The sequence below is a fragment of the Paraburkholderia sp. GAS334 genome, from assembly GCF_050436625.1.
Taxonomy (GTDB): domain Bacteria; phylum Pseudomonadota; class Gammaproteobacteria; order Burkholderiales; family Burkholderiaceae; genus Paraburkholderia.
Genome location: NZ_JBNDMO010000001.1, coordinates 643,851 through 656,664 on the forward strand (window position 1 = coordinate 643,851; position 12,814 = coordinate 656,664).

10 protein-coding genes are annotated in these 12,814 nt (G+C 61.5%); 7 read left to right on the forward strand and 3 right to left on the reverse strand.

From position 1 onward, the window contains the following. The first annotated feature begins 385 nt into the window (after positions 1-385). Together P3T21_RS02870 and P3T21_RS02875 are read left to right on the forward strand one after the other, a co-directional pair. Entirely contained in the window at positions 386-2,026 is a 1,641-nt protein-coding gene (locus tag P3T21_RS02870; protein ID WP_429254403.1) for a UbiD family decarboxylase, read from the forward strand. Between the two features lie 174 nt (positions 2,027-2,200). Beyond that, complete coding sequence (locus P3T21_RS02875; RefSeq protein ID WP_429254404.1) at positions 2,201-3,247, forward strand: porin; 1,047 nt, start codon at positions 2,201-2,203, stop codon at positions 3,245-3,247. A gap of 169 nt (positions 3,248-3,416) precedes the next feature. Here the strand turns inward: P3T21_RS02875 and P3T21_RS02880 are convergent, their stop codons facing one another. The 3 genes from P3T21_RS02880 to P3T21_RS02890 all read right to left on the reverse strand — a co-directional run bounded on the left by P3T21_RS02880 (position 3,417) and on the right by P3T21_RS02890 (position 6,161). Beyond that, positions 3,417-4,250, reverse strand: coding sequence for an ABC transporter ATP-binding protein (locus tag P3T21_RS02880; RefSeq protein ID WP_429254405.1), 834 nt, complete (start codon positions 4,248-4,250; stop codon positions 3,417-3,419). A 68-nt stretch (positions 4,251-4,318) separates the two neighbouring features. Continuing rightward, the gene (locus P3T21_RS02885) at positions 4,319-5,305 is read right to left on the reverse strand and encodes an ABC transporter substrate-binding protein (protein ID WP_429254406.1); all 987 of its coding nucleotides are present in this window, start codon (positions 5,303-5,305) and stop codon (positions 4,319-4,321) included. A gap of 64 nt (positions 5,306-5,369) precedes the next feature. Next, entirely contained in the window at positions 5,370-6,161 is a 792-nt protein-coding gene (locus P3T21_RS02890) for an ABC transporter permease (protein WP_429254407.1), read from the reverse strand. 483 nt (positions 6,162-6,644) lie between these two features. Between P3T21_RS02890 and P3T21_RS02895 the strand changes: the two genes are divergently transcribed. From P3T21_RS02895 to P3T21_RS02915, 5 genes are all read left to right on the forward strand, one after another. Then, positions 6,645-7,484 carry an alpha/beta fold hydrolase gene (locus P3T21_RS02895; RefSeq protein WP_429254408.1) on the forward strand — a complete coding sequence of 280 codons (840 nt, stop codon included), beginning with the start codon at positions 6,645-6,647 and terminating at the stop codon, positions 7,482-7,484. A 129-nt stretch (positions 7,485-7,613) separates the two neighbouring features. After that, a complete protein-coding gene (locus P3T21_RS02900) occupies positions 7,614-8,513 on the forward strand; it encodes an FAD binding domain-containing protein (protein ID WP_429254409.1) in 900 nt (299 codons plus the stop codon). Beyond that, positions 8,510-10,819, forward strand: coding sequence for a xanthine dehydrogenase family protein molybdopterin-binding subunit (locus P3T21_RS02905; protein WP_429254410.1), 2,310 nt, complete (start codon positions 8,510-8,512; stop codon positions 10,817-10,819). The genes P3T21_RS02900 and P3T21_RS02905 overlap by 4 nt, the downstream gene beginning before the upstream one ends. A 3-nt stretch (positions 10,820-10,822) precedes the next feature. Continuing rightward, positions 10,823-11,323 (forward strand): (2Fe-2S)-binding protein, encoded by a 501-nt coding sequence (locus P3T21_RS02910; RefSeq protein ID WP_429254411.1) that lies wholly within the window; start codon positions 10,823-10,825, stop codon positions 11,321-11,323. Between the two features lie 90 nt (positions 11,324-11,413). After that, positions 11,414-12,814, forward strand: a complete 1,401-nt coding sequence (locus P3T21_RS02915; protein WP_429254412.1) for an MFS transporter — start codon at positions 11,414-11,416, stop codon at positions 12,812-12,814.

Consider the following 12,814-nt stretch of genomic DNA (forward strand, 5'->3'; position numbering starts at 1 on the left):
CGTATGAAAAATCACCGTTTGCGGGGCCGGTAGTTCTCCTTCAGTCTCCGATCAGAGCCTCGTATGCAATGCCGTGCGGGGCCCTCGAACGTACAGGAGGAGACAGCGCCAGTTCAATGCGAACTTTCGCGGCGGCGCATCGACGACAGAGTGGGCGAGGCGCGTGGAAACGCTGCGCAGTGCTCATCGATCAGACGCCGGATTAGCGGACGCGGTCGCCGCAGGATCCACTGCGCATGCGAGCGACGGCGTACGCGTCTGGCCCTTTGACTCACACCGGCGATGTCTGTCCGTCCCCCTGTACGCGCCGCTGATATGTATGCATGCCGACTGCGAGGCTGACCGGCCCGTGAGGCAATCCCTTTGATTCTCAAACCGGATAACCATGAAGAACTACCCTTCCTTCCAGACGCATCTACAGGCCTTAGAAGAAAAAGGCCTGGTCGTTCACGTTCATCGCGAGATCAACAAAGACACCGAATTGCATCCACTGGTGCGCTGGCAACTGCGTGGCGGGATCCCGGAATCGGACCGCAAGGCGTTCGTCTTTCACAACGTCGTGGACAGCAAGGGTCGCAGGTACGAGTTGCCCGTCGTCGTAGGCGCGCTTTCGATCAATCGCGAAGTCTATTCGATCGGCATGGGGGTTCCGGTCGAGGATATCGGAAAGAAGTGGCAGTACGCCAAGGGCAACCCTATTGAGCCGACCGTGGTGCAAGAAGCTGCGTGTCAGGAGGTCTGTTACATCGGCGACGATCTGGATGTGGACGGTCAAGGTCTTGAACATCTGCCGATTCCGATCTCGACGCCGGGCTTCGACAACGCGCCGTACACGACCTGCTCGCAGTACATTTCCGTGGACCCGGAAAACGGTGTCCAGAACATGGGCACCTACCGCGGCCAGATCAAGGGGAAGCGCCGCGTGGGTTGCAATCCCTCGATCGAAATGGGGCAGGGAATCTATCAGCACTGGCTGAAGTACAAGGCGATGGGCAAGCCAATGCCGGCGGCGCTCGTGATCGGCGGCCACCCGGCCGTGTCTTTCTGCTCGGTGCAAAAGCTCCCGATCGACGTGGACGAACTCGGCGTGGCGGGCGCGATCCTGGGTGAATCGCTGCGCGTGGTCAAGTGCAAGACCAACGACCTGCTGGTGCCGGCCGACGCGGAAATCGTCATCGAAGGTTTTGTTCCGACCGATTCGCTGGAGCCCGAAGGTCCGTTTGGCGAGTCGCACGGGCACGTGAATCTGCAGGAATTCAATCCGTACATGAATGTCACGGCGATCACGCGCCGCAAGAATGCTCATCTGGTTTCGATCATAAGCCAGGTGACGCCAAGTGAAAGCTCACTCGTCAAGAAGGTCGCATTCGAGCCGCTGTTCCTCGATCACCTCAGGAATTCGCTGCGCATCTCTAGCGTGGAGAAAGTGGTGATGCATGAGCCGCTCACGAATCTGCGCAAGCTCGTGATTGTCGTCTTTAGCGACAAGGCGACCGAAACCGAAATCTGGCGCGCGTTGCTGGGTGCGGCTTCGCTTCAGCCGGCGGTCGGCAAGCTGGTGGTGGCAGTGAGCAACGACATCAACCCGGAGAACAGCGACGCAGTCTTCTGGTCAATGAGCTATCGGATGAATGCGATCAAGGACGTGCAGATCATGCACGGACGCGACACGGGCCATGGCCCGCGCACGTCGGGCGCACAACGCGGCGACGACGCGGTGGATGGCGTGATCCTGATGAATGCGACGCGTAAGGAAAAACTGCCGCCGCTGTCGCTGCCGACGAAGCCGTACATGGAGAACGCGAAAGCCATCTGGGAAGAACTGGGTCTCCCGGCGTTACGCCCGGAATGGCCCTGGTATGGCGTCTCGATGGGGGACTGGGACGAGCGGAATGAAGCCATGGCTCAGCGCGCGGTAAAGAGCGAGTACTTCGACACAGGCGAAGAGCAGACGCACCAGCGCGTTGGCCCGGAATGGATCAACAAGGACTCGGGCTGGTACTTCGAGAAAAACGAAGCGGAGTAGCGATAGTAGGCCCGGCGCGGCTGGCCTGGCATCGAGTCAGACCGGCAGGCGCTTTCGCCTGCGGGGCAGTCGCGCGCCGGCGATGCCGATATCAGATCGCTTCAATAAAACTAAATCAATGGAGGAGATATGCACGGGAAGAGAGGAGTTGTCGCAACAGATCGCACCGGTTGCATGACGCGATCACTGGCCGCCCTGGCGCTGCTTGGGCTCGCCACAGGCGCGGCACATGCCCAGAGCAGCGTTACCTTATACGGATCGCTCGACGGAGGTCTGCGCAATCTGGTGAACGGGACCAAAGGCGGCGGCGCGGCGCTCACGATGGCGTCAAATGGCACATACAACTCGAATAGATGGGGTTTCGAGGGCAAGGAGGACCTCGGTGGCGGCTACTATGCCCGCTTCAATCTTGAAGCCGGCTACGTGCTGTCGACGGGCGCCAACAACAACACCAGCAATCAGATCTTCCAGCGCACGTCGACAGTCGGCCTTGGCGGTCCGTTTGGTCAGGTCGACATCGGCCATCAGTTCACGCTGCAGCACTTTCTGATCAAGGATTTCGAGCCGTTCGATTTTCACTACCTCGGCATCACAGAATCGACGGCGATCTCCGGCGGTGTAACCGGACGCGACGACAACGCCATCAACTACCGGGGCATCTTCGGTCCCTGGGTGATTCGCGGCACCTATGCTCTTGGCGGCGTGCCCGGCAGCGCTGCGCATGGCTCGACGTTCGCGGGCGGCTTCAACTATCGCACGGCGCTGGTCAAGCTGGGAGCCGGCTACACGCACAAGTCGAATCCGTTGTCGGCGACCTCTTCCGCGTATTTCGGAGACGACCAGTACACAGCAGGCGGCACGCTCAGCCTGGGTCCCGTCGACGCGATGGTCGGCTATTCGCTCAACATCCAGAACACCCCGGCGTCCGCGAAAAGCCAGACCCGAAATCAGTACCTGTGGGGCGGGCTGCGCTATCAGGCGACGCCCTTTTTCAATGTGACGGCCGCCTACTATGACAACAAGAACACGACGGCTGCAGTGGATGGGAGAAAGGACGTGGCGATACTGGGGATTGTCTATCTGCTGTCAAAGCGCACCGAACTCTATGCGGACATCGACTATACGAAGTTTACCGGCGGCTATGTGACCAATTCGACGCTCAACCCGTCGGGTCATTCGAAGCAAACTGGCGTTTCGTTTGGTATGAACCACTGGTTCTAAAGCTGCAGCGAACGAACGCTGAAATCCGGTTGGGGTCTCCAGACGCCAACCGGATTTTTTGTTGATGACGCGCCAGAACGTAAGCGCCTTGAATCATGTTTCAAAGAGGCGGCCGGGCGGCCGCCTTGGTGAAGACTACTTCGCAAACCGCACGATGCAACAAGAAGCCTCAGTGGTCATCGAGTGAGCCCTGAGCGTTGAAGTGCGCGCGTATTGTTTTCGTGTAGTGCAGGAACGCCGGCGTCGCCATCACTTCGAGTGGACGTGGTCGCGGAAGGTCAATGTCGTAGATGGCGGCAATCGAGCCAGGCCGCTCCGACATGACCAGAACCCGGTCCGACAGAAACACCGCCTCGGAGATGCTGTGTGTGATGAGAAGAACGGTTTTCTTCGATTCCATCCAGATCCGCTGCAACTCGATGTTCATACTTTCGCGAGTCATTGCATCGAGCGCACCGAAGGGCTCGTCCATCAGCAGCACAGTCGGCTCGTGCAGCAAGGCGCGGCAAATCGAAACGCGCTGCTGCATGCCTCCTGAGAGCTGCCACGGGTACTTTTCTTCGAATCCCTTGAGGCCCGCCATCTCGATCAGACGCATTGCCCGTTCGCGGGCTTCGCGCATCGGCATCCTGCGCATTTCGGCTTGAAGCAGGATGTTCTGCAGCACGTTGCGCCATGCGAGCAGCACGGCGTTCTGGAACACGATGCCCACGTTCTTTTGCGGTCCCCGTATCGGATTTCCGGAGAGCGTCATCGACCCGGATGAGATCGACTCGAGACCGGCCACCATCTTGAGCAGCGTGCTCTTGCCGCAGCCCGACGGCCCGACGACCGACACGAACTCCTGGTCGCGAATGTCGAAGTCGAGCGGCCGCAGCGCTTCCATCGTGCCTTGACGACTTGCATAACGCTTGGTCACGTCGCGCAACTGGATCAGCGCTCGTGCGCTTGCGTGCGTGGTCGACCGGTGGGGATTGTCGCTAAGCTTGAGTACGGAAGTCATATCGAGGCTGGTTTCGGGAAGTGGGCGAGTGAAGGACGGGGCAAGCGCGCGTCTGCGCGCAAGGCGGCTCATGGTACGAAGACCCCGGTGTAGTATCTGGCCGGGTCGTTCGCTGATTTATCCAGCTTACTGTATTGCACGATCGCCGACACGGAATCAGTGATGTTCTTCGCGCTGACATGAAAGATGGGCGCGTTCCTGGTTTCGGCCGTGCGGTAGAACGGAATCGTTGCCTTGAGCGTCCGGATCATCGTGTCGCGCGATCCTGCGGCTGGCAGCGTCTTGAGCAAGGCGTCGACAGCGACGGCCGGATCTTTCTCGCTCTCGCTGACCGATCTGGCGGTGGCGCGCATGAAGCGCTTCAGCAAGTCGGCGTTGTCCTTGATCATGTCGTCACGGGCGATGATGCTGAGCGTGGCCACGTTGACGTTGTAGTCGGCAAACAGCAGCGCGTGCGCGGGCTTTCTGGTGGCCTGTTCGACGGAAATCAGTGGAATGGTCGCGAAGCCAACGAGGAGGTCGGCCTGGCCGGTAATCACCGCATTGATCGTCGTTTGCGGATTGCCGGTGATGGTCTTGAAGTCCGATTCCTTCAACCCGACCTTGTTCATGAACATCGTCCACAGCTGGGACGATGCGTCGCCCGGCGCGACCGCGACGGTCTTGCCTTTGATGTCCTGCGGGGTCTTGATGTTCTTTTCCGCAAGACCGACGACCGAAGTCGGATTCTCCTGCATCAGCACGCCGATCGCTTTCACCGGCGCGCCCATCGCCGCGACCTTGACCATCGTGCTGAAGTCGGCATAGCCGATGTCGACGTTATGGGTGGCGACGGCCTGTACGGTCGGTCCGGAGCCGTGCCCTTCCATGAGCTTGAGGTCGATGCCCTCCGCGTCGAAATAGCCCTTCACCTTGCCGAGATAGAACGGCGCGACCGCACCATTGACGGTGTAGTTCAGCATCATGGTGACGGAGTCTTTCGCGAGCGCGTTGCTGCATAAGACGGCGACGCTGATCGCGGCAGCGGCGAGACGGGATAGGGTTCTGTACTTCATGTTGTCTCCTGCTTGTTATATGACGTGGATATCTGGATGAGAAGCGAGCCGCGGCAGTAGCGGCTCACGAGCGACCCAGGACTCGCGAGCGATGCGACGAGTGCCACGGAATCGCGACGCGTTCGAGCATGTCGATCACCACGAACAGCAGCGCCCCGATTACCGACAGCACGACGAGTGCGGAGAAGATCAGCGGCTGGTCGAAGTTGCCGTTGGCGCGTTGCAGGACGAATCCGAGCCCGGAGTTCGCGCCGACGAACTCGCCGACCACTGCGCCCACTACTGCAAGCGTGATCGACACTTTCATGCTGGAGAAGATCGACGGCAGGGCGTGAGGCAGGCTGATCTTGAAGAACGTCTTTAGCGGTGAACTGCCCATCGATTTTGCGAGGTCGATCAGGTCTTTCTCTACCGACTTGAAGCCCATGACCGTCGACACGACCACGGGAAAGAAGCCGAGCAGAAACGCCACCAGCACGCGCGGGAAAAGACCAAAGCCAAACCAGACGACGAACAAGGGTGCGATCGCCACCTTCGGAATGCTTTGTGAGAACACGACCAGCGGGTACAGATAGCTTTCGATGAGCGGCGACGCTGCCACCAGCATCGCAATCGGCACGCCGATCAGCACCGACAGCGAAAAGCCACCGAGGGTCGCGTAAAGGGTCGGCAGCGACTCCTGCAACAGCATTTGCCACTGGGCGGCGATCTGCTCCATGATCGCCACAGGCGTCGGTACCAGGTATGGCGGGATCTTGAAGATCCGGATCACGAGGTCCCATGTCACCAGCAGAACGAAGATGAGCAGGAGCGGGCGCACCCACTGCGAAGTGAGGATTTTTTTAGCGGAGTTCATGACGTTCGACCTTTGTGATTGACCGATTGAAAAGTGGACCGCCGGATCGGCTAACGGCGATGTGGCTAGTGATGGGCTTGCGGGTGCGCGCGCATTGCGCGTTCGTCACGCAACGGGGCGTGGAGCCGCTGGAAGCCGACGCCGTGGCCAGGATCGGGGCCCCGGGGGCACAGGCGGCCGGTGTGATCGCTGGTGCTTCCGCGACGACGGCGTGCCGATGCGGTACACCTTCGCAGGAAGATTGCAGGCGACCAGGTCAGCGGGCAAACGGTAATTGTTCATGCTGCATATGAGAGAAATTCATCCCGGCCGCGCTGCGCCCGGGTATGCGTGCTGCCCGGAACGGCCATTCGCAGCCAATGAATTGTTTTCATACATCGCATGAAAGATCATCGTTTGCTGCCGTACCGACGGACCAGCAATATCCGGCTGCGGGGCTCAATTCCCGAATCCAACCCTACCCGACAGCCTGCGGAACACGCGATGAACAATCAATTCAATCCCGATCTCGTGTCGTCCCACGTCACAGAGCGAGACGGCACGCGCATCGGATACAGCCTGTATGGCGGAACCCGGAACCCCATACGGGTCGTGCTGGTGCATTCGCTGGCGATGGATCGTCATTTCTGGACACCGGTTGTGCAGAAACTCCTTCCCCGTGCTTCGGTTCTTGCAATCGATGCTCGCGGTCATGGCGCTTCTGACAAGGCTGCGGGCCCGTACACCGTGCCGCTCTTCGCGCAGGATGTGCATGACTTAGTGGCCGCACTGCAATTTCAGCCCGTCCTGATCGCGGGCGCATCGATGGGCGGCTGCGTTGCCCTTCAGTTCGCGGCGACCTATCCGGATATTTGCACCGCGGTGGGTCTCATCGACACGACCGCGTGGTACGGCGAGACGGCCTCGCAAGACTGGAATGCACGCGCGCAGAAGGCTGAAACCGGTGGCCTGGCGCCGCTCGTCGATTTCCAGGCAACCCGCTGGTTTAGCGACGCGTTCCGTGCCAACCATCCCGACGTACTACAGCGCTGTGTCGACACGTTCCTGCGTAATGACGTCGCTGCGTTCGCCGCGACAGGCCGGATGCTGGGCGATTTCGACGGTCGGGCGCTGATGCCGGATGTCAAGGTGCCGTGCTGCGTGATCGTCGGCGAGGAAGACTATGCCGCGACGCCGGCCATGGCGCGCGCGCTTCATGCAGGGATTGCCGGTTCGACGCTGGTGGAAGTTCCGAAGGCGCGTCATCTGACGCCGCTCGAAACCCCGGACGTCGTCGCCGCGGAATTGCACACCCTGCTCGACCGTGCGCACTGCGGCCGCTAGACACGTTTTCGAAGTGCCGGCAGGCACGCCGCAATCGTGCGGCAATGACCGCGCTTGTCCTGCCGGCGCTCGCGGAACAGATGAAGCGCGCTGCCAGCGCAGCGCGTCACAAAAAAAGGAGTGCACCCGATGATTCCGTTTGAGCTCGCGAGGCCGAGGTCGCTCGAAGAGGCGATTGGGCTGCTGGATCCGGAGGATCCAGACATTCGCCCTGTCGGCGGCGGCACGGCGGTGATGTTGATGATGAAGGCCGGCGTGCTGCGACCCACGCGGCTCGTAAGCCTGCGTGACATCGAACCCGCGTATTCGCAGGTGCGGATCGGCGGGAACGGCGAATTGCGCATCGGCGGGCTGACACGCCTTGCAACGCTCGAACACTCGCCTCTCGTCAAGGAGGGCTGGCCGATGCTCTCGCGCACGCTCCGCACGCTTTCGAACGTGCGCGTGAGGAACGTTGCGACGCTCGGCGGCAACCTGGGTCACGCGGACCCGCACATGGACCTCCCGCCGGTGCTGACCTCGCTCGGCGCGCGGGTCACGTTGAGCGGCCCGCAGGGCGAGCGCACGGTGCCGATGGAGCAGTTGTGCACGGGCTACTACGAGACGGTGCTGGCCCGCAACGAGCTGATCTCGGAAGTGATCGTGCCGCCACAAGCCGGCAGGCCCGCCGCGTACATGAAAGTGACGACGCGCGCGGCCCACGACTGGCCCGCGCTTGGCGTCGCCGTTGTGCTCGACATGCAGGGTCCGCGGATTCGCAACGCGAGCGTGATCGTCGGCGCCGCGACCGATAAACCGACGCGGCTGACGAAGACTGAGGCGTTACTGCGCGATGCGCTTCCCGACGAGATCACCTTGCGTCGTGCCGGCGAAGAGGGCGCGCAGGAGCTGGATATCGTCGGCGATCCCCACGGCTCGGCCAGCTACAAGAAACAACTGCTCAGGGTTTATCTGGGTCGCGCAGTGCGCTCGGCACTTGCCGCCACCGCTGGCAAACCGGCCGGCCATCACGGAACCCATGCATCATGAAAATCGAAACGGCTCTGGACGAGCAACCAGCAGAGAAGCAGGTGGGCCGCTCCCTAAACCGCCTCGAAGCCCGATCAAAGGTGACCGGGCGCGCGGAATACATTCATAACCTCGTGCTGCCGCGCATGCTTTACGGCAAGATATTTCGCAGCACCGTCGCGCACGGCAGGATTGTCAGCATCGACACGAGCGCGGCGCGCGAGATGGAGGGCGTCTTCGGCGTCTACACCGCGCAGGACATCCTGCGGGTCATACCCGAGCCCTATTTCGGTCCGGCCTTCCATGACCAGCCGATTCTCGCGCTCGAGAAAGTCCGTTATATCGGCGAGGCGGTTGCCGTCGTGCTCGCGGCCGATCCGCACATCGCCGAGGAGGCCACGCATCTGATCATGGCCGAGTACGAGGAATTACCCGCCGTGTTCAACGAAGTCGAGGCGGCGAAATCGGGCGTTCTCGTACACGATTTCCTGAGGCCGGCCGGCACGTTTCCCGATCTGAAGCATCTGGCCGGTCGCAGCGGCACTAACGTCGCGCTCGATTTTCAGCTCAGGCGTGGCGATGTCGACGCGGCATGTGCGGCCGCGGCACACGTGTTTGAGGACACGTTCACGACGCAGCAGGTGATGCATACGCCACTCGAACCGATGGTGTCGATTGCGGAGCCGGGCGAGGACACGCTGACGGTGCACACCGCGTCGCAGAGTCCGTCGTTCGTGCGGATCGAAATCGCGCGCCTGCTCGGCTGGGCGGAAAACCGCATACGCGTGAAGTCGGCGCTGCTGGGCGGCGGTTTCGGTGCGAAGCTGTATATCAAGCTCGAGGCGCTCGTGGTCGCGTTGTCGTTGCTCGCGCGGCGCCCGGTAAAGATTTCGCTGACGATGGAAGAGCAGTTCTTCACCATCACAAAGCATGCAACGACGTTCCGGATGAAGACTGCGGTCTCGGCCGACGGCCGCATCACCGGGCGCAAGTGCGAAGTGTGGTGGAACGGCGGCGCTTATGCGGATATCGGCCCGCGCGTCACGCAAAAATCGGGCTTCACGGCGTCGGGGCCCTACGACATCGAGAACGTTTCGATCGATTCCTACGCGGTGTATACGAATCTGCCGCCTGCCGGCGCCTTCCGCGGCTTCGGTATTCCGCAGATGGTGTGGGCCTATGAGAGCCACGCGGACATGATCGCGCGTGCGCTCAGGATCGATCCGGTGGAGTTCCGTCGCCGCAACATTCTGCGGGAGGGACGGCCGCATGCAACGGGCACGCCGATGCAGGATGCGGCCATCGACCTCGTGCTCGAGCGCGTCGCCGGGCGGATGAACTGGAACGCACCGTTCGAGCGCGGCACGGGCACGGTGCGTCGCGGGCGCGGCATCGGTATCGGCTTCAAGGCGCTGGTTGCGCCGACGACTTCGGTTGCGATGGTGAGTCTCGCTGGCGACGGCAGTTGCACGGTCTACTCAAGTACGGTCGATATGGGCCAGGCGTCGGAGACGGCGATCGCGTTGATGGCGGGCGAAGTGCTCGGCATTCCGGCCGAAAGGATCAAGGTGATGCGGCCGGATACCGACGTCACGCCTTACGACATGGCCACGCTCGGTTCACGTTCGACGTTTCATATGGGACACGCAGTGCGTCTCGCGGCGGAAGACGTATGCAGGAAACTCGTCGACATCGCGAATGAACTCGGCGTGCCACCGGTTCCGGCGGCACGCGCCGGCGAGTTGCTGCGGCGCAAGTACGGTATGCAGGCCGGTAACGTCGTCGGTATCGGCAGCTTCATTCCGGCCTACGAGTCGCCGGCGTATGAATCGGGACAATCGGAGAACATCACGCCGAACTGGATGGTCGGCGGCTGCGGCGTGGAAGTGGAAGTCGACACCGAGACGGGGCATTTCAAGCTGATCCGCTTCGAGCACGTCGTCGATTGCGGTACGCCGATCAATCCCAAGGTGGTCGACACGCAGATTTCGGGCGCGGCGATCATGCAACTCGGCATCACGATGTTCGAGCGCATGGACTTCGATGAAGTGGGGCAGCTTCGCAATGCTTCATTTGCCGAGTACAAGATCCCGGGCATCCATGACATCCCGCCTGTGATTGGCCGCGAGACCGTCGACTCGGTGCAGCACAACGGCCCGTTCGGCGCGAAGGGCGTCGGAGAGAGCTCGACCTTCGGTGTCGCGTCGGCCATCGCCGAAGCGATCGAGGACGCGGTGGGCGTTCGGCTTAAATCGTTGCCGCTGACCCCCGAATCCGTTTTCCGCGCATTGTGCGTCTTGCGCAACGCGCCGCTGTCCGAGGAGTAGTCCATGAGTGCCACGTCCATTACGATCCACTTCACGCTGAACGGCGAACCGGTGAGCGCGGTCATCGAACCGCATCGAACGATTCTCGAAGTATTGCGGCAACACTTTTCGCTGTACGGTGCCCGGGAAAGCTGCGGTCAAGGGCTGTGCGGGTGTTGTACGATCATCGTGAACGGCGAGAGTGTGTCGGGTTGCCTGTTTCTGGCGGCGATGGTCGACGGTGGCGAAGTCGTCACGATCGAACATCTCGATGCCAACGGTCAGCTCGATCCCGTGCAGCAGGCGTTCATCGAATGCGGGGCGTTTCAGTGCGGATTCTGCACATCCGGCTTCATCTTGATGAGCCACCAGTTGCTCGACCGCAATCCCGACCCGACCGAAGCCGAAATCAGGCATTTCCTGTCCGGCAATCTGTGCCGTTGTGCGGCTTACCCCGAGATCATCGAAGCCGTTAAACTCGCGGCGCAAATGCGCAGGTCGGAACAGAAGGAAGTGCTCGCATAAAGCAGTCGCGCTTGTCCCGCGCATCGGTTCAGCGGTGCAGACATCGCATGAAGCCGGCTGTGTGGAGAACAACAACGAAGGAGACAGTCGATGCAGCGACCCTTGGAAGGGCAGGGTGACGGCACGCGTGGGTCGCGCATGCCGACCGCGGTCACGATCAACGACGGCGTTGCGCCCGTCGTCTGGTACCGGTCGATCAACCGGCAACAATGGAGCGCGCTCGTTGCGTCCAATCTCGGCTGGTTCTTCGACGGCTACGAGACCTACGCGCTGATTCTCACAGTTGGCGGCGCACTCGGTCAGTTGCTCGAACCTTCCGCGCATGCGCAGATTCCGTTCTACGCGGGTCTTACCATCGCATTGACGCTGCTTGGATGGGGCATCGGCGGACTGGTCGGGGGTGTGCTCACCGACTACATCGGCCGCAAGCGGATGATGATGCTGGCGATTCTCGCGTACTCGCTGACTACGGGCCTGAGCGCGCTCTCGTGGAACTGGGCGTCGTTTGCGGCGTTGCGCTTCGTAGTCGGGCTGGCGATGGGTTCGGAGTGGGCGACCGGCACCGCCATGACCGCCGAAATCTGGCCCGACCAGCATCGAGGCAAGGGCGCGGGACTCATGCAGTGCGGCCTCGGTATGGGTTTCTTCGTGGCATCGCTGGTGTGGCTCTTCATGAGCGGCATGGGTCAGCATGCATGGCGCTATATGTATCTTCTCGGTGTACTGCCGGGACTGGCTACCTTGTGGATGCGCGCCGGTATACCGGAGTCGGAGCAGTGGGCACGTGTCGACGCGGACCGCAAGGACGCGCAGGTTCGAAGGAAGGCCGGCATGGCGCTCGACGATCGGGAACAGGCCCTCGCGCGTCTCACGCTGTTCGACCTGTTTGCGCAACCGAAATTGCGCCGTCGCACCGTGATTGCCGTGTTGATGTCGCTTAGCACGACGCTGGGCTGGTGGGGTATCTCCACGTGGGTGCCGCCGTATATCGGTTCGGTCGCGGCGCAAGCGGGGCTTTCAGCGCCGGCCTGGGCGAGCTTTGCTGGCATGGCATACAACGTGGGCGCGATCGCAGGCTACATTGGTCTCGGCTTTCTTGCGGACACATATGGGCGCAAGCGTGTCACCTTCCTGTTCTTCGCGATGGCGTTCGTACTGACGCCGGTGCTCTTCATGTGGACGCACGATGTCGTGCTCCTGCTCGCGGTCGCGTGCGTCACGGGATTCTTCAGTCTCGGCCAGTATACGTGGATGCCGACATGGCTACCCGAACTGTATCCGACGCGTGTACGCGGCACGGCGATAGCCTTCTGCTTCAATGTCCCACGCTTTCTTGCGTGGAGCGGTCCGCTCGTCGCAGGAACCCTGATCGCGCGCTTTGGTGGCTACGGTCATGCGGCAGTGACAGTCGGTTTCATCTATCTCGTGGGTCTCGCGCTGGCTCCGCTGCTGCCGGAAACGCGAGGCAAACCCTTACCTGAGGAGGTTTGA